Here is a 19,264-nt window from a genome sequence, read left to right as displayed (position 1 = left end):
AACTTAAATCAAGTTTAGGATTTCTATTGAAAAATTGAACAAGATAAAATGGCTAAGAATAACATCGTTAAAAAAACGTTATTCTTAGCCATTTTGTGTTCTTATTTTTGTCAAACCACTTCTTTGAGATTAGTCGACTGCTTTTCCAGTTAATTTTGCCGCATCAGAGATGTACTGTTTGTAAATACCATCTTTTTCCATTTTAGCAATAACTTTATTAATTGTTTTTTGTAGTTCTTGACTTCCTTTACCTTTTGGCATAGCAACTGCTTTAGCATCACCATCTCCAACTTTCAAGGCAACTTTTGCTAAGGCAATATCATTATTTTGTGCGATATAACCTTCTGCAACTGGTTTTTCCAAATCAACAGCATCAACAACACCAGACTTCAATTCATTGATAGCTTCACCCATCGCTGTTAGCGGAACAACTTGAGAGTCTTTCAATTGTTCCTTTGCAAGATTTTCTTCAATACTGCCTTTTTGAACCGCAACCTTTTTACCAGCTAATTGATCTAAGTTAGTATATTTTCCTTCATCTTCTTTGCGGACTAATATAGCATTTTCTGTTGTGTAGTAAGCTTCAGAAAATGCATAAGCATTCTTACGTTCCTCAGTCACTGATAATCCTGAAATGGCAATGTCTGCTTTACCAGTTTTTAAACTCGCTAAAACATTATCGAAACTCATGGTTGATACTTCAAGCTTTACACCTAATTCATCAGCAATATCTTGCGCTAAATCAATATCAGCTCCAACAACCTTATCTTTACCGTCTACTAAAGCTTTAAACTCAAATGGAGGATAGTCTGGGCTGACGGCAACAACTAATTTGCCATCTTTTTTAATATCTTCTTGTAAATCAGATGATTCAGAAGAGCCACAAGCTGTAAGGGTTACAGCAGAAACAAGGAGAGTCGCTCCTAAAATTAATTTTTTCAATGTCATAATTAATCCTCGATATCTTATAATAATGATATTATACAGTATTTTCGATAAAAGTCAACAACAATCTGTATTTTTATTCAAATATCCCTTGAATGTAGATAATTTATATAACCGCATCTTTCAAATAATGGATTTCTAGCAAATCATACTACATCCCTAAACTGATTAGTAATTAAGGGAATTTCCGTTTTGGTAACAAACACCTGAAAAAAGTTTTCGACGAATTAAGCCATTTCTTAACTTAGCCAATGTGATAAACAAGGTCACTAAATAAACTTTTAATTAGCTGTTCTTTTACAGAATTCTTTTGAAGCGTCAATTAACACTATTACCGCTACGCTGTCGTATCTTATCACCTAGATCTTATCTGTTATTCAAGTATCCTCCAAGTAGTCCAAAGTAAGCTATTTTCCTAATCAATACCTTACTGTTTTACTGACAAATCATAGGCTTCTTGAACAAAAGCATTGATTTTATCCTCTTCTTTCAAGGATTTAATAATATCATTGACTTTCTTGGTTAGTTTTTTGCTACCTTTTGGCATAGCAACAGCATACGAATCTGCCTCATCTGAAGGTAATTCAACTTCTGCTATGGCAAGGTCTTTATTCTTTTCGGCATAGCCTTTCGCAATAGCTTCTTCTAGTACAAGAGCCTGAACTTTTCCATTTGATACCTCGGCCACCATTTCACCTACTTTTGTCAAGGGTGTGATATTAACATCTTTAAGCGTGTCTTTGGCAATGGTCTCTTGAATACTTCCCTTTTGAACGACAACTGCTTGATTGTCAAAATCACCAAATGTTTTATAATCTTGAAGTTTATCTTTTAGTACCATCATAACATTCTTAGACTCATAGTAACTATCTGAAAAATCATAGGACTTTTGACGCTCTTTCGTGGCTGAAATCCCCGAAATGGCTATATCAGCTTTACCGGATTTCAGACTAGCCAAGACGTTATCAAAACTCATCGCTGAAAACTCCACTTCAACATTAAGTTCCTCCCCAATTGCTTTGGCTATTTCAACATCAGCCCCAACAATGGTATCTTTTCCATCAATTAGTGTTTTAAATTCAAAGGGAGCAAATTCTGGGCTCATAGCAACAACCATTTTCCCTTTTTTCGTTATCTTATCTAATTGATCTTCCTTTGCGTTTGATGAGCAGGCTACCAAACTAGCACTTAACAATACTGCTGTGACGCTTAATAAAACTTTTTTCATAACAATCCCCTTAATGAATATTATTTATTTTTTAAAAAATAATATTTCATTTTTATTCAAAAGTCAAGCATTATTTTATATTTTTCCGCATTTAACGTATATTTTAGTTTAATTATACAACATTTGTTGTTCAATTCTAGATAAGAGCAGTAAAAAAGAGCTGGTTTCCCAACTCCTTAATCATGACATATAAGCTATTTTATAGCTTAACTATGCCAGATATCTTGATTATATTGAGCAATCGTTCTGTCAGAAGAGAAGAAACCTGCTTTAGCAATATTATGCACAACTTTACGATTCCATGCTTGACGATCTTCATAATCTGTCAATATTTTCTCTTTGATATCAATGTATTCTGCAAGGTCAATCAAGGTCATGAACCAGTCTTTATTAAGCAATTCATGATATAAACGCTCTAAACGTTCTTGATTACCAACTGCTAGCAAGTCCTCTGAGAGAATAAAGTCGACTGCTTCTTTGATTCTCTCATCAGATTCATAGTAATCACGAGAAACATATCCAGCCCTGTCATAAAGGTCAATAATGGTATCAGAATCTTTCCCGAATGTATAAATATTATCCATTCCTGCTAATTCAGCAATCTCAACGTTAGCACCATCCATTGTTCCTAAAGTCAAGGCACCATTAAGCATAAATTTCATATTACCAGTACCTGAGGCTTCTTTAGAAGCTAGAGAAATCTGTTCTGAAATATCCGTTGCTGGAATTAAATGCTCTGCCACAGTAACATTGTAGTTTTCAACCAAATGAACATTGAGATAAGGACTAACTTCTGGATCATTATTAATCAATTCTGACAAGCTTAAAATCAAGTGAATGACATCTTGAGCGATAATATAGGCCGGCGCAGCTTTACCTCCAAAGATAACGGTCAACTTGCGTTTTGGAAGATGTCCACGTTTGATTTCCATGTATTTGTAGATGACATAAAGAGCGTTCATCTGTTGACGTTTGTACTCATGGAATCGTTTGATCTGGGTATCAATAATAGAATGCTCATCCAAATCAATTCCTTTGTGTTCTTTGAGGTAACGTTTTAGCTGTAATTTATTTTGATATTTAATAGCATCCAATTGTTCATGAACAGTTGAATCATCCACAAATGCCACTAATTTTTCAAGTTTTGTCGCATCAGTCAAGTAGTCATCACCAATCAATTCTTTCACATAAGCTGCTAAGTCTTGATTAGCGAATTCCAGCCAACGACGGAAGGTAATACCATTAGTCTTATTATTGAATTTTTCAGGATAAAGCTCATAGAAATCCTTTAATTCACTGTTTTTAAGAATTTCAGTATGAAGCGCTGCAACACCGTTAACACTTGTTGCAAAGTGAATATCCATATGCGCCATGTGAACACGGCCTGACTCATCAATAATGTGGAGATTAACATCTGAAACCTCTTTGGCAACTAGTGCATCTAGTTTTTCAATGATGGTAACTAAGTGTGGCACTACTTCATTGAGGTAATCAAGCGGCCATTTTTCCAAGGCTTCTGCCAAAATAGTATGGTTGGTATACCCCACCATCTCTTTAACAATCGTCACTGCTTCTTCAAATGTCAAACCATGTTTTTCCGTCAAGAGACGAATCAATTCTGGAATAACCATTGAAGGATGCGTATCGTTGATTTGCACGTAAGCATAATCAGCAAGGTCGCGGACATTTGACCCACGTTCAATGGCTTCATCGATCAATAACTGCGCTGCGTTAGACACCATGAAATATTGTTGGTAGATACGGAGCAATTCTCCAGCCTTATCCGAATCATCTGGGTAAAGGAAGAGGGTGAGGTTTTCTTTGATTTTTGTTTTATCAAAAGTGATGCCGTCTTCAATCAAGTCGTAATTAAGCCCATCAATATCAAAAAGGTTAAGATAATTTTTGCTGTCTCGATGATAACCTAGAATATCCAGACGGTCCAAACGTGAACGAAGGGTGAAATCCTTGAAGGGTACGTCATAGTGTACATCTGTTGGAATGAGCCATGACTCATCCTGAATCCAATCATTTGGCTCCGCTCCTTGTTGGTTGTCCTTGAAGACTTGCTTAAAGAGCCCAAAATGATAATTGAGACCAACACCTTCGCCGTTAATGCCCAAAGTTGACATTGAATCAATAAAACAAGATGCCAAACGACCTAGGCCACCATTTCCAAGAGATGGTTCTGGTTCTAAATCCTCAACCTCGCTGATTGATTTTCCAACAGTTGATAAAGCCTCTTTAACTTCTTGATAAACACCTAAATTAATAAGGTTATTTGAGAGTAATTTACCAATCAAAAATTCAGCTGAAATATAATAAACTTTTCGTTTTGCCGTATTTTTTGGCATGTTTTCGGCAGTTTCTTTAACATAATGGAGCAATTCTTGATAGATTGCTTCGTTACTTAGTGAGGCTAAATCCTGCCCCTTATCGTTTAAGTAGGTTGTAAATGCTTTAGTCATTGTCCTCTTCCTCTAATTGTTTCTTTGTTGTGACGAGTGATGTGTTAGCACGAGCATATAGCTCAGTGATGCTTGTTAAAAAGTCCTTCTTGTCTTGTGTTAAATCTTCTGCAAGCATCCGCCATTGCCAGTTACCACCGAGCGTATTTGGGGTGTTCATCCGTGAGGTCTCATCTTTATCCAGTAGGTCTTGCATGGTGGCAATGGTAATATGACTCACACTAGCGTACAAGCTTCGTAGCATGGCTTCTGTGATTTTTTCATCCTGACTGCGATGGATGTAGGTATTTAGAAAGGCTTGTTGCTCCTCGCTTAGATTGGCGTACCAACCATTGACTACCTCATTATCATGTGTCCCGGTGTAGGCAACTGTATCCGGCGTATAGTTGTGTGGAATATCAATACTTTGTCCTTCAATATCATAGAAGCCAAACTCCATGATTTTCATACCTGGATAAGCCGTTTCAGCCAGTAATTTCTCAGCTTTTTCATCGATGTATCCCAAGTTTTCAGCGATGATTGGCAATTCACCAAGTTCATTTTTGACAGCCTCGAACAGCTTATAGCCAGGACCTTCTGACCAATGACCGTTGATGGCTGTATCGTCCCCTCCAGGGATTTCCCAAAAATCAGAAAAACCTTTAAAATGGTCAATGCGGAGCTTATCATAGATTTTAAAACTCTCTTTAATACGATAAACCCACCAAGCATAGCCAGTTTCTTCATGAAGATTCCAATTATAGATAGGGTTTCCCCAAAGTTGACCAGTATCACTAAATTCATCTGCTGGGACACCTGCAATGAAGAGTGGACGCCGTTCAGCATCTAGTTTGAATAACTCTGGCATCGTCCAAACTTCAACACTATCAGCTGATACGTAAATTGGCATATCACCAATAATTTGGATACCATTCTCATTAGCGTAAGTCTTCAAATCTAGCCACTGTGAGTAGAAGAAATATTGTGTCACTTTATGATAGAGAATGACATCTGAAAGTTTCTCACGATAACTTTCCAATGCAAACTTATCTCGCTGAACAATAGCCTTGTCTTCCCACTCTTGAAGGGCCTTACTACCGAAGTGTTCTTTAATAGCCATAAAGTCAGCAAAGTCTGAAACCCAGCTATTTTCAAACTCGAAAGTTTCTAATAAGGATAGCCCTTCTGTGCTTGACAAGAAACCCTTTACAGCTTTTTCTAAAATTGGACGACGTCTTTTGTAAATTAAAGCATAATCTACTTCTTCTTGATTATCCCCGAATGAAATCCCCTGATAATCATCCGTTGATAAATAGCCAGACTCTGCTAAATAAGCCAAATCAATAAAGTGTGTATTTCCGGCAATAGCAGAAAATGATTGATAAGGCGAGTCGCCATAACTAGTTGTTGTTAACGGCAGAATTTGCCAATAGGTCTGTTTCGTCTCAACTAAAAAATCCACGAAGTCATAAGCCTCTTTACCAAACGAGCCAATCCCAAATTGACCGGGTAAAGAAGAAATATGCATGAGGATACCACTTTCACGTTGACTCATACTACTTTCCCCTTTTTATTTTGTTTTGCTATAAAAAGCATAACGCAAACGCTTGCGTAAGTCAATGATTTTTTCGAATTTTTATTTTTCTCTTTTATCATAACTAAAAAAGCCTTGATGGCAAGGCTTTTACATTGATTTTTGTGAAATGTTTGGAATTTACTGATTTTTCTTTAAATTTCTAACTGACTCTCTCTCTTTCAGCGTAAAAGGAACAATAATTTGTTCACTTTTTTCTTCTTGCTTAGACTGAATAATAGTCAATAATCGCTTAAAGCTAGTCTCTCCTAAATGATCCACATGAATATCAAAAGTGGTTAGATAGGGGTGTATAAGCTTTGAAAAGATGGAATTGTTAAAGGTGATAATGGAAATATCATCCGGTACTTTTAAGCCATAATAAGAAAGCAATTGCATTAAGCGAATCGTCACCCGGTCAGAAATAACAACCAGAGCTGTTGGCCTTTCAGTTTCAATTGCAGTCATTAGCTCATCCACTTTTTTAGCATCTGCTGGGTCAAATAGAAACATTGGGTGATAAGTTAAATCTAGTCGCATCATACCTTTGACATACCCCATAAAACGTTCCGAAGCAACTTCTGATTTTAAATCATCCGTGATAAAATAAATATCTTTATGCCCTTTTTCGTAAAGATGTTCGACAGCACTTTTTCCCATCAGTTGGTTATCATTATTAATGTATGTAATCTGTGTTTCATTGCCCTCTGGTGCTCCCACGATCACAAAAGGTAGTTTATTTTTCAATAAATAATCCCTAATAGGATCATTCTGATCAGAATACAAAATAATAAAACCATCAACTCGTTTTTGCTGGTGCATCAAGGTTACCTGATCTAGTAAATCATCTAGCGAAGTACCTGTTGCGATCGAAATGGTAAAATCCTTCAACTTCGCTTCATGCGTAATCGTCGAAAGAATGCGCATGAAGAAGGGTTCGCTTAAGCGGTCCGGTGTTGCTAGTGGCGGGAAAACCAAACCAATGTTATGAGTCAAACCACTTGCTAGCATTTGAGCAGCGACATTAGGGACATAGCCTAACTCAGCCATAGCTTTTCTAACCTTATCTTTCGTTTTCTGTGAAATAGAACGGTTATCTTTCAAGACTCGGCTAACAGTTGATGGGTTTACACCAGCTCTTTCTGCAACATCTTTTATAGTAGCCATGGTCTAAACTCCTTTACCTATACTTTTGATTGTTCTAGTTTACAATACTTCACAAGCGTTTTCAATACTTTTGCCATTTTTTGCAATAAACATCTTATTGTCATGTTATCTACGATGCTTTTATACCTGTATTAAAAGCATTTATCACATTGCAAGCGATTGCTTTTTAGCTTTTTGACTGAGTAAAATTGGCAATTCCTCCATCAAAAGACTGACGTTAAAAGAAAGCTGTTTGAGTATAATGGTCATCAAAACTCTAGTTTGAGCAAGAGGTCTACAAACAACCAAATAGTATTCTTTACAAGTGGTATTCCTTTAGCATCATCTTGCTTTAGATAATAACTATTCAGAGAAACTGACTAAGAAGCTGCTAATTATAGTTTCAAAGACGATTATTTAAAACCACCTTCATTCTATCACTATCAACATATCACTCGTCGATTGGTCTTGCAAACCAAAAAATCAAAGTATTTCTAAAGCGTTGAAAGATTTTATATTTTTGAATTCTATCGCTAAAACACCCCGTTATACGCAATCGATTGCTTTAAGTTATAGATATTTTTGAACAAAAAACTTAAACTTAACATAAGGATTATTTAAAAATTTTTTTGATTTTTGTAAAATAAGACTTGACATTTTTTGCAAGCGATTGCATAATAAAGATATCAATAATTTTCTTAGGAGGAAAACGCTATGAAATCATGGCAAAAAGTCGCATTATTCGGAGCAAGCCTCTCACTTATTGGTGGAGTCGCTGTCACAAGTACAACCGAAGTCAATGCTGCTTCAAAAGATACTATTAAACTTTGGGTACCAACAGGAGCTAAAAAATCTTATCAAAAAATTGTTAAAGAATTTGAAAAAGATTCAGGCTTCAAAGTTAAAGTTGTTGAATCTGAAGATCCAAAAGCTCAAGAAAAAATTAAAAAGGACCCTAGCGCTGCTGCAGACGTTTTCTCCCTTCCGCATGACCAACTCGGTCAATTGGTAGAATCTGGCGCTATCCAAGCCCTTCCAAAAAAATACGCTAAGGAAATAAAAAAAGAATCAACTGAACAAGCTCTTGCCGGTGCACAATATAAAGGGAAAACTTATGCCTTCCCATTTGGGATCGAATCACAAGTTCTCTACTACAACAAAGAAAAACTTTCTGAAGAACAAGTCAAATCATACGAAAGTATCACAGACAATGCTACCTTTGGTGCTAATTTAAAAGAAGTCAATGCCTACCACATCGCCCCACTCTTTATGTCTGTCGGCAATACACTATTTGGTAAGGACGGAGAAGATGTTAAAGGTACAAACTGGGGAAATGAAGCCGGTGTCAGCGTTCTAAAATGGATTGCTAGTCAAAAAGATAACAAAGGTTTTGTCAACGTAGATGCTAACAACACCATGTCTAAGTTTGGTGATGGCTCAATCGCTGCTTTTGAATCAGGACCATGGGATTACGAAACAGCCAAAGAATCCATCGGTGAAGACAAACTTGGTATCGCAGCCTACCCAACTATCAAAATTGGCGATAAAGATGTACAGCAAAAAGCCTTCTTGGGTGTTAAACTCTACGCTGTCAACCAAGCACCTGCTAAAGGTAATGCAGAACGCATTGCTGCTAGCTATCAGCTAGCTTCGTACTTAACTAGCGAAGACAGCCAAGAAAATCAATTTGAAAAACGTTCTATTGTCCCTTCGAACAAGGACGTTCAAGAATCTGACGACGTTCAAAACGATCAACTTGCCAAGACAGTTATTACCATGGGCTCTTCAGATAAATATACTGTTGTTATGCCAAAACTTAGTCAAATGACAGCCTTCTGGACAGAAAGTGCCGCTATCCTTTCTGACACTTACAATGGTAAAATTAAAGAAGCCGATTACCTCAAAAAATTAAAACAACTTGATAAAGATCTAGCTGACTCTAAATAATCCTTATTAAGTTGTCATTGCAATCAATCTAGTAGGCGGAGATTAACTCCAACAGATGTGTTGTGAGAACACTCCGCCTTTTTATATTCTTTTGAATTATCAGCGATAGATTTTTCATTCTAATTTATAGTTTTGGAAGTCAGATTTTAGCTAACAAACTAGCTATATTTCTAACTAACTAGAAAGTTATCTGCGCCCTAGACAGGCTTCTTAAGGATAGTTTAACTGAGTGAGGAATCAAATAAACTGTTAGTTCATTTGATATATTTATCTGAATTCCTATTCGCTAAATTGACTAACCTCCGTATTTAGCTGATTTATCCAGTAGAAATTCAATCACACTTAAAGGAGAAAACTATGACTAAGTCCCACTTTTACGATGACGTCAGTGTCCCTCAAGCACTTTCTAAAGGTGGATGGGATATTAAGTTATCTGCCCTCATTATGGGATTCGCCAATCTGGCTAACAAACAAATCATAAAGGGCATCTTATTCTTAGCAACTGAAGTCGTATTTCTGATTGCCCTTGTCACACAAGTTATTCCAGCATTTGGAAATTTAATCACACTTGGCACCAAGGAACAAGGTATGGCGACTAAGACTGTCAATGGTATCGAAATTGCCGTGGCTGTTGAAGGTGATAACTCCATGCTCATGCTTATCTTTGGACTCGCCTCTATCATCTTCTGTTTGGTTTTTGCCTATATTTATTGGTGTAATCTAAAAAGTGCCCGTAATCTTTATGTCATTAAACGCGACAATACTAAAATCCCTAGTTTTAAAGAAGATCTAGCAACCTTATCTAACGGTCGCTTTCATATGACTCTTATGGCAATTCCAATGATTGGGGTACTTTTATTTACCATTTTGCCTTTGATTTATATGATTTCATTGGCTTTTACCAATTACGATCACAATCATTTGCCACCTAAATCACTCTTTGACTGGGTTGGTTTTACCAATTTTGGAAATATCCTAAGTGGTCGTATGGCTGGTACTTTCTTCCCTGTCCTTTCTTGGACCCTAATTTGGGCAGTTTTCGCAACGGTAACGAACTTCTTTTTTGGTATTCTTCTAGCCCTTTTGATTAATACCAAAGGTCTAAAATTCAAAAAAATGTGGCGGACTATCTTTGTCATTACTATGGCAGTACCACAATTTATTTCCCTACTCATCATGCGTAATTTGCTTAATGATGAAGGGCCTCTCAATATCTTGCTTCAAAAACTTGGTCTCATTAGCCAAGGGCTACCATTTCTGTCAGACCCGCTCTGGGCTAAATTTTCTATTATATTTGTTAACATGTGGGTAGGTATCCCTGTTACCATGCTTGTTGCAACCGGTATCATCATGAATCTCCCACAAGAGCAAATCGAGGCTGCCGAAATCGATGGTGCTAGCAAGTTCCAGATCTTCAAATCCATCACTTTCCCACAGATTCTCTTAATCATGACACCGACCTTGATTCAACAATTTATCGGAAATATCAATAACTTTAACGTTATTTATCTCCTCACGGGTGGTGGACCTGTTAACTCAAAATTCTATCAAGCAGGCTCTACCGACCTCTTGGTAACATGGCTCTACAAACTGACCGTTACAGCTGCAGACTACAACCTAGCTTCTGTTATCGGTATTTTGATCTTTGTGCTCTCAGCTAGCTTTAGCTTACTAGCTTACACGCGCACAGCATCTTATAAGGAAGGAGTTGTTAAATAATGAAATCAAAACGTCGTATGCAATTAGGATTTATTTATACCCTACTCATTGTCCTTTCCATTATTTGGCTCTTTCCTATCGCCTGGGTCATCTTAACTAGTTTGCGTGGCGAGGGTACTGCTTACGTTAATTATTTCATCCCCAAAACCTGGACTTTAGAGAATTACATTAATCTCTTTACAAATGAGTCTTTCCCATTTGGGAAATGGTTTATCAATACCCTTATTGTCGCATTAGCAACATGTATCATTTCAACGTTTATCACAGTTGCCATGGCTTACTCACTCAGCCGTATTAAATTTAAATTCCGCAACGGTTTTTTAAAACTAGCACTTGTATTGAATATGTTCCCTGGTTTTATGAGCATGATTGCTGTTTATTATATTTTAAAAGCTCTTAATTTAACACAATCCTTAACAGCCTTAGTCTTAGTGTACTCATCTGGAGCAGCACTCGGTTTTTACATTGCCAAAGGGTTCTTTGATACCATTCCATACTCTCTGGATGAATCTGCTATGATTGATGGTGCGACCCGTAAGGATATTTTCTTCAAGATTACGCTACCGCTCTCAAAACCAATCATTGTTTATACAGCCCTTATAGCTTTTATTGGTCCTTGGATGGATTTCATCTTTGCCCAAGTTATTCTTGGTGATGCCACTAGTAAATATACGGTTGCCATTGGACTCTTCTCAATGCTTCAACCCGATACTATCAATAAATGGTTTATGTCATTTACAGCAGGTTCTGTCCTCATTGCCGTTCCGATTACCCTCCTCTTCATGTTTATGCAAAAATACTATGTTGAAGGGATTACTGGTGGTTCTGTTAAATAAGAAAAAACTTTGGAGCTCTTCCAAAGTTTTTTTACTGCTAACATTCTCTGAGTGGCTTAATCTGTTTTCCATTAGTATCAAAGTTGCTATCATCTAACCAAGCTTCTAATCGGCTTTTTTTCTCCGACCATTCTTTATCAATAATTGAGTACCAATTGGTATCTCTGTTTCGATTTTTATAGATAACTGCTTGTCTAAACGTTCCTTCGTAGGTAAAACCGAGTCGTTCCGCTGCTCTCCTAGAAGCTTCATTCAAAGAGTCACACTTCCACTCATACCTTCGATAACATAAGTCTTCAAAAACATATGTCATTACTAAGTACTGTGCTTCTGTAGCCAATTTGGTTTTCTGAAGTCTATCAGAATAGATTACCCAACCCATCTCAATAACTCGATTTCGAGTATCAATACGCATCAGAGAGAAACATCCAACTACTTTTCCTGTCGACTGATCAATAATCGCTAAGTAATAGGGACTAGTAATTCTTGAAAAAAAGCGCCAAACTCTTCTTTATCCTCGAATTGACTGAATGGCATATAGGTAAACTTTTCCGGAGAAGTCAAGGAGCTATAAACAGCAAAAAGATCATCAAAATGACTTACGTTTACTTTTTCAATCCTGACTGTCTGACCAGATAGCACTTCAATGTCCGGAAATCTCCCTGGAGAAACAATGGCCAATGAATCACCAACTAACTGTCCAAAATGATTTGTTTTCATCCTACTACCTCACTAATTGCTAATCCATGGCCTTCAATTCCAAAACCATATCGCGAATCTGTGCCGCCAATTCGAAGTCCAGTAATTCTGCTGCTTCCTGCATTTGTTTTTGCAGTTTCTTGATGGCTTCTTGACGTTCTGACTTGTTCATAGCTGTGTAGTCAACTGTTTCCTCAGCAACTTCCGTATCAGAAGCTTTGGAAATAGCAATCAAATCACGAATATCTTTCTTAATGGTCTGTGGAACGATACCGTGTTCCTCATTATAGCGCATCTGAATCTCACGACGACGAGCCGTTTCATCCATGGCGCGCTGCATGGATTCGGTAATCTTATCCGCATACATGATCACATGCCCTTCTGAGTTACGGGCAGCACGACCAATAGTCTGGATAAGCCCACGTTCGTTTCGGAGGAATCCTTCCTTGTCAGCATCCAAAATCGCTACCAAGCTAACTTCTGGGACATCAATTCCCTCACGGAGTAAATTGATTCCGATAAGAACATCGAAGACACCCAAGCGAAGATCACGAATAATCTCCGTCCGTTCAAGTGTTTTAATGTCCGAGTGCATGTATTTGACCTTGACACCCATTTCTTTGAGATAATCGGTCAAATCCTCCGCCATCTTTTTGGTCAAAGTCGTGATAAAGGTCCGCTCGCCCTTTTCCGCACGAATGGTAATCTCTTCTAAGAGGTCGTCCATTTGTCCCATGGTCGGACGAATTTCAACCTCAGGGTCCAAGAGACCTGTCGGACGAATGATTTGCTCAGTCACTGTATCCGTCTGTTCATTCTCATAATCACCAGGTGTCGCTGATACATAAACAATCTGATGAACATGGCTTTCAAATTCCTCACGACGAAGAGGTCGGTTATCAAGTGCTGATGGTAAACGGAAACCATAGTCAACCAGCATCTGCTTACGAGACCGGTCACCGTTATACATGCCCTTAATTTGTCCCATGGTCATGTGACTCTCATCAATCATAATCATGAAATCTTCGGGGAAAAAATCAAGTAAGGTATAAGGTGGCTCCCCCTCACTACGACCATCCATGTGACGGGAATAGTTTTCAACCCCGTTGGTATAACCCATTTCACGCAACATTTCGATATCGTATTCTGTTCTTTGTTTTAGGCGCTGGGCTTCTAGCAGTTTACCTTCTGATTCAAAGAGCTTCAGTTGTTCTTCTAATTCTGCTTGGATTTTAGCAATAGACTGCTCCATGTGTTCATCGTTGGTCACAAAGTGCGTGGCTGGAAAGAGCACTAAGTGTTCGACATCACCCAAATTTTTTCCTGTAAGACTTTCAATTTCACGGATACGGTCGATTTCATCGCCGAAAAATTCAACACGGAAAGCATGTTCATCCCGAGAAGCCGGGAAAATCTCTACCACATCACCACGCACACGAAAACGACCACGTTGGAAATCAATATCATTTCGTTCAAACTGAATATCCACTAGTTGATTGAGCAACTGATCTCGAGAAATCTCCTGACCAGGTCTCAAAGAAACAGCTGAATCGGCATATTCTTTAGGTGACCCCAACCCATAAATACAAGAGACGGATGCAACGACAATAACATCATTACGCTCCAAAAGCGCTGACGTTGCTGAGTGCCTTAATTTATCAATCTCATCATTAACCGACGAATCCTTCTCAATATAAGTATCTGATGACGGCACATAAGCTTCCGGCTGATAATAATCATAGTAAGAAACAAAGTACTCTACCGCATTGTCTGGAAAGAATTCTTTGAACTCGCCGTAGAGCTGACCTGCCAGCGTTTTATTATGAGCAATCACAAGAGTTGGCTTATTAACCTTGCTAATGACTTGACTCATGGTATAGGTTTTACCAGTGCCTGTTGCTCCTAAGAGAATCTGTGATTTTTCACCCCCTTCAATATTATCAACTAACTGTTCAATAGCCTGAGGTTGATCTCCTGAAGGTTGGTATTTAGATACTAATTTGAAAGTATTATGTTCTTGTCTATCTATCATGCCTCTATTTTATCATAGTATTTTACTATCGATAGAAAAAAAGTTTACACAAGAAAATGACGTATCGACAATCATCTTACATGGGAAAGGACTCCCAATAATTAAAAGACATTTATCTGTGCGATCCTATTTTATATCTCATCTAAAACTGTCCGCTGGATAGTTTTTTACAGCTATTTTACAAACTAAACTTCATTTCTTTCCCTAACCTTTTTTAATACTCAACACAGTTCCCACAGTCAAGGGAAATGACCATGGGGTTAGAAATACGAAAAGCTATTGAGGTCTGAAAGTCGTTTTGAGGTTGAAGATAGCAAAAGCCACTCAGCGACGGTTGATTGGAATTAAAGTAGCTAAGTAACTGTGCAGGATAAACTCTAAAAGTGATCTATTGCTAAACAGGGCTCCCACCAACCACTGCCGTAAGGTATTATAAGGAATTCCATATAACAAATTTAGATGTTACTTCCATCCGCTATCTTATCCTTATTTTTCATCAGATAAAGAATAACCAAAATAAATACTAGCTCTACTAAACAAGTTATCAAGCTACCTTCAATGCCAAAACCTCCTCCTGATAGCCAAGTTGGGGCATTAGGATTGCTAGCAAAATGAAAAATGGAAACTCCGGGATCACTTCCTGATACCTCAATGCCATAAATGTTCCCTTGAACAAAATTCCAAGCCCCATGTAAGCCAACAACACTCCACAGATTATCACGATATAACATGTATAGAGCCATAACAATCCCTGATAAAATCAAATCTAGGAATGCAAAGAATGTTATGTGATCATTACCTAGATGCATTAACCCAAATAAGAAACTACTAATACCGATAGCTATAGGCAACCCTAGTCGGCTATGAATCAAGGGAAGTAACCATCCTCTAGTTAGGAGTTCTTCTGTTCCACCTTGAATCAACCAGAAAGGAATAATTGATAAAACAAACAAAAGTGTTGTACTTGAAACGTCTACTCCTTTGAACTGACTTCCTCCTAACAAATACACCAATAACAGGGACAAACTAAACTGTAAAGCACCTACTCCGAAACCTATAAGTAACTCTTTCAACCATTTTTCTTTATAGAAGCCAAGCGTCACTAGTGAACGTTTTTCAACCCATTTCACCCATACAAACAGAATCATTGCCACAAAAGCAAATGATATCAAATCAATATGAACATCATCCATAAAAGCATTAAAATCTAAGGGCTGACCAGTCAATAGAATGAAAAGTAGTAAACAAGAAATCAAAACAATTCCAAAGATAATATTTCCTACCCAAAAACAGGCTTCAACGAAACCACATCCTAGTAAGACTAGAAGCCAAGTGGGCCATTTTTGATAGGAATCAAATCGATTTATTAATAGTTTTTTCATTTTTTAGCTTCCTCCTAGCTTTTATAATTATTTTATTATATTATAATTTCTTTTTTAATTACATTATCCAACTGTTTTATGAGTTTAGTTGTGATTTTTAATCCTTATCTCCTTACATACCAACCAACGATTTCCTAAACCGCTCATCAAGAAAGGTCCTTTAATGCCTTTGAAGGTAGAAAAACGAAGAACATTAACAAGAATGAAAAGAATACAGATGATCATTATTGCTGAATGGAACTAACTTAATCGCATGGATTTTTAAGTAAAACAATCGATATGTTAGGTTTTATAACACAGCCTTATCAAAATATTGCTCTTTTTCATTTTTTTTGCTATAATGAGCTATAATTTTTTTATATAAGGAGATGAACATGAAGACGAAATTTAAAGCATTTCTGTTAACGCTTGTTTCTGTTTTCTTTGTGTTCGGTGCTCGTGTTGCTGCAGATACGATTGATATTGTATCTGATACTGCTTATGCACCTTTTGAATTCAAAGATTCTGACCAAACTTACAAAGGAATTGATGTTGATATTATCAATGAAGTTGCGAAACGTAAGAATTGGGATATTAATATGACCTTCCCTGGCTTTGATGCCGCAGTAAATGCTGTACAAGCTGGCCAAGCTGATGCCTTGATGGCTGGTACAACAGTTACTGAACCACGACAAAAAGTCTTTACTTTCTCTGATACTTACTATGACACTGCTGTCGTTCTTTATACTAAAAAAGGTAACGACATTACAAAATACAGTCAGTTAAAAGGTAAAACTGTTGGTGTCAAAAACGGTACTGCAGCTCAAACTTTCTTAGATAACATCAAGAAGAAATATAACTTCAAAGTAAAAACTTTCGATACCGGTGATCTCATGAATAACAGTCTTGATTCAGGCTCTATTGTTGCAGCTATGGATGATGAACCTGTTGTTCAATTTGCGATTAAACAAGGTAAAAATTACGCTATCAATATGGATGGCGAAAAAGTCGGAAGTTTTGCCTTTGCTGTTAAAAAAGGTAGTCAGTATGAGTACCTCATCAAAGATTTCAACGAAGCTTTTGCTGACATGAAAAAAGATGGTACCTACGATGAAATCATGACCAAATGGCTCGGTAAAGAAGCAACAATTGCTAAACTAGAATCAACTGGTGATGCTAATGCCAAGGCACAACCACAAAAAGAGCAATATGTCATCGCTTCTGACACATCTTTTGCACCATTTGAATACCAAGATGATTCTGGTAAATATACTGGTTTTGATATGGACTTGATTAAGGCAATTGCTAAACAACAAGGCTTCAAAATCAAAATCAACAATGTCGGCTTCGATGCTGCACTTAATGCTGTTCAGTCTAGTCAAGCTGATGGTGCTATTGCCGGTATGACAATCACCGACGAACGTAAAGGTACCTTTGATTTCTCTGATCCATATTACACAACCAATATCATCCTTGCTATTAAAAAAGGAACAGATGTTTCTTCATATAAAGATTTGAAAGGAAAAACCGTTGGTGCTAAAAACGGTACTTCTTCTTACGATTTCCTTGCTAGCAACAAAGATAAATATGGCTATAAGTTAAAAGCCTTTGATGAAGCGTCTACGATGTACGACAGCTTGAACTCAGGCTCAATCGATGCGCTTATGGATGATGAACCTGTTTTGGCTTACGCCATCCAACAAGGACGTCAATTTGAAACACCAATCAAGGGAGAGCCTTCTGGTCAAGTTGGATTTGCTGTTAAAAAAGGAACGAATCCGGAACTTATCGAAATGTTCAACAATGGTATGGCTGCCCTCAAAGAAGATGGTACCTACGATAAGCTAGTCAAAAAATACCTTGCTACTTCAACAGGTGCTGAAGATAATAAAGAAAAAACTATTGATGAGACAACTATCCTTGGTTTGATTAAAAACAACTACAACCAACTCCTTTCAGGTCTTGGTACAACGCTTAGTCTGACCCTCATTTCATTTGCTATCGCTATGATTATCGGTATTATCTTTGGTATGATGGCTGTAGCTCCGAACAAGGTACTCCGTGTCATGTCATCTGTCTTCGTAGATGTCGTACGTGGTATCCCATTGATGATTGTAGCAGCCTTCATCTTCTGGGGAATTCCTAACTTGATTGAAAGTATCACAGGCAAGCAATCACCAATCAATGACTTTGTCGCAGCAACTATTGCTCTCTCTTTGAATGGCGGAGCTTACATTGCAGAAATTGTTCGTGGTGGTATTGAAGCTGTTCCTGGTGGGCAAATGGAAGCTAGCCGAAGCCTTGGTATTCCTTACAAAACGACCATGCGTAAGATTGTTTTACCTCAAGCTGTCAAATTAATGCTTCCAAACTTCATCAATCAGTTTGTTATTTCATTAAAAGATACAACTATCGTTTCAGCTATTGGCTTGGTTGAACTCTTCCAAACTGGTAAGATTATCATTGCTCGTAACTACCAATCATTCCGTATGTATGCAATCCTTGCAATCATTTACCTAGTCATCATTACTCTATTGACTAAGTTAGCAAAACGTCTAGAAAAGAGGCTTAAATAATGGCAGAATTAAAAATTGATGTCCAAGATTTGCACAAATCCTATGGCGATAACGAAGTCCTAAAAGGGATTGATGCTCAATTTTATGAAGGTGATGTGGTTTGTATCATCGGACCTTCTGGTTCAGGGAAATCAACTTTCCTTCGGACCTTAAACCTACTAGAAACAATCACAAGTGGTAAGGTTATCGTTGATGGTTTTGAATTATCCGATCCAAAAACTAACATCGACAAAGCTCGCGAAAACATCGGGATGGTTTTCCAACACTTCAATTTATTCCCACACATGACGGTTCTTGAAAACATCATGTTTGCGCCTATTGAACTTGGTAAATTAGGTAAAGCTGAAGCTGAAAAACAAGGTATGGAACTCCTTGAAAAAGTAGGTTTAGCTGAAAAACGTGACGCTCTCCCAGAGAGTTTATCGGGTGGTCAGAAACAACGTGTTGCCATTGCTCGTTCATTAGCAATGAACCCTGATATTATGCTTTTTGATGAACCAACATCTGCTCTTGACCCTGAAATGGTTGGAGATGTTCTCAATGTTATGAAAGATCTAGCCGAGCAAGGCATGACCATGTTGATTGTTACCCATGAGATGGGATTTGCTCGTCAAGTTGCAAACCGTGTTATCTTTACCGATGGTGGACAATTCATCGAAGATGGTACACCAGAGCAAATCTTTGATAATCCTCAACACCCTCGACTTAAAGATTTCCTTGATAAAGTACTTAGTCACTAATTTTCAATAATAATC

The 19,264-nt window shown here is 37.5% G+C and carries 12 protein-coding genes and 1 pseudogene; 5 read left to right on the top strand and 8 right to left on the bottom strand.

Features of this window, described 5'->3' with window-relative positions:
• Positions 1–129: 129 nt before the first annotated feature.
• From C0J00_RS04510 to C0J00_RS04490, 5 genes are all read right to left on the bottom strand, one after another.
• Positions 130–948 (bottom strand): transporter substrate-binding domain-containing protein, encoded by an 819-nt coding sequence (locus tag C0J00_RS04510; RefSeq protein ID WP_104967755.1) that lies wholly within the window; start codon positions 946–948, stop codon positions 130–132.
• Positions 949–1,372: 424 nt separating this feature from the next.
• Positions 1,373–2,173, bottom strand: coding sequence for a transporter substrate-binding domain-containing protein (locus C0J00_RS04505; protein ID WP_104967754.1), 801 nt, complete (start codon positions 2,171–2,173; stop codon positions 1,373–1,375).
• A gap of 206 nt (positions 2,174–2,379) precedes the next feature.
• Positions 2,380–4,641: a glycogen/starch/alpha-glucan family phosphorylase gene (glgP, locus tag C0J00_RS04500; RefSeq protein WP_104967753.1), complete on the bottom strand. Its 2,262-nt coding sequence runs from the start codon at positions 4,639–4,641 to the stop codon at positions 2,380–2,382.
• Positions 4,634–6,175, bottom strand: coding sequence for a 4-alpha-glucanotransferase (malQ, locus tag C0J00_RS04495; protein ID WP_104967752.1), 1,542 nt, complete (start codon positions 6,173–6,175; stop codon positions 4,634–4,636). The genes glgP and malQ overlap by 8 nt, the downstream gene beginning before the upstream one ends.
• 159 nt (positions 6,176–6,334) lie before the next feature.
• Positions 6,335–7,360, bottom strand: a complete 1,026-nt coding sequence (locus tag C0J00_RS04490) for a LacI family DNA-binding transcriptional regulator (protein WP_104967751.1) — start codon at positions 7,358–7,360, stop codon at positions 6,335–6,337.
• A gap of 693 nt (positions 7,361–8,053) precedes the next feature.
• Between C0J00_RS04490 and C0J00_RS04485 the strand changes: the two genes are divergently transcribed.
• From C0J00_RS04485 to C0J00_RS04475, 3 genes are all read left to right on the top strand, one after another.
• Positions 8,054–9,286, top strand: coding sequence for an extracellular solute-binding protein (locus tag C0J00_RS04485; RefSeq protein ID WP_104967750.1), 1,233 nt, complete (start codon positions 8,054–8,056; stop codon positions 9,284–9,286).
• 357 nt (positions 9,287–9,643) lie between these two features.
• Positions 9,644–11,005, top strand: coding sequence for a carbohydrate ABC transporter permease (locus C0J00_RS04480; protein ID WP_104967749.1), 1,362 nt, complete (start codon positions 9,644–9,646; stop codon positions 11,003–11,005).
• Positions 11,005–11,841 carry a sugar ABC transporter permease gene (locus C0J00_RS04475; protein ID WP_104967748.1) on the top strand — a complete coding sequence of 279 codons (837 nt, stop codon included), beginning with the start codon at positions 11,005–11,007 and terminating at the stop codon, positions 11,839–11,841. Before C0J00_RS04480 ends, C0J00_RS04475 begins: the two co-directional genes overlap by 1 nt.
• A gap of 37 nt (positions 11,842–11,878) precedes the next feature.
• On the opposite strand, the pseudogene C0J00_RS04470 reads toward C0J00_RS04475, so the two are convergent.
• The 3 genes and pseudogenes from C0J00_RS04470 to C0J00_RS04460 all read right to left on the bottom strand — a co-directional run bounded on the left by C0J00_RS04470 (position 11,879) and on the right by C0J00_RS04460 (position 15,954).
• Positions 11,879–12,561: pseudogene (locus tag C0J00_RS04470) on the bottom strand (GNAT family N-acetyltransferase).
• A gap of 19 nt (positions 12,562–12,580) precedes the next feature.
• On the bottom strand, positions 12,581–14,572 hold the full coding sequence (gene uvrB, locus C0J00_RS04465) for an excinuclease ABC subunit UvrB (protein WP_104967747.1): 1,992 nt from the start codon (positions 14,570–14,572) through the stop codon (positions 12,581–12,583).
• A gap of 455 nt (positions 14,573–15,027) precedes the next feature.
• Positions 15,028–15,954, bottom strand: coding sequence for a CPBP family intramembrane glutamic endopeptidase (locus C0J00_RS04460; protein WP_104967746.1), 927 nt, complete (start codon positions 15,952–15,954; stop codon positions 15,028–15,030).
• Positions 15,955–16,328: 374 nt separating this feature from the next.
• Here C0J00_RS04460 and C0J00_RS04455 point away from each other — a divergent pair, with 374 nt between their 5' ends.
• Complete coding sequence (locus C0J00_RS04455) at positions 16,329–18,509, top strand: ABC transporter substrate-binding protein/permease (protein ID WP_104967745.1); 2,181 nt, start codon at positions 16,329–16,331, stop codon at positions 18,507–18,509.
• Positions 18,509–19,249, top strand: coding sequence for an amino acid ABC transporter ATP-binding protein (locus C0J00_RS04450; RefSeq protein ID WP_104967744.1), 741 nt, complete (start codon positions 18,509–18,511; stop codon positions 19,247–19,249). The genes C0J00_RS04455 and C0J00_RS04450 overlap by 1 nt, the downstream gene beginning before the upstream one ends.
• Positions 19,250–19,264: the final 15 nt, after the last annotated feature.

Source organism: Streptococcus pluranimalium, from assembly GCF_002953735.1.
Classification (GTDB): domain Bacteria; phylum Bacillota; class Bacilli; order Lactobacillales; family Streptococcaceae; genus Streptococcus; species Streptococcus pluranimalium.
The sequence above is the reverse complement of the archived record's forward strand: the minus strand, read 5'-3'. Positions and strand labels throughout refer to the sequence as shown.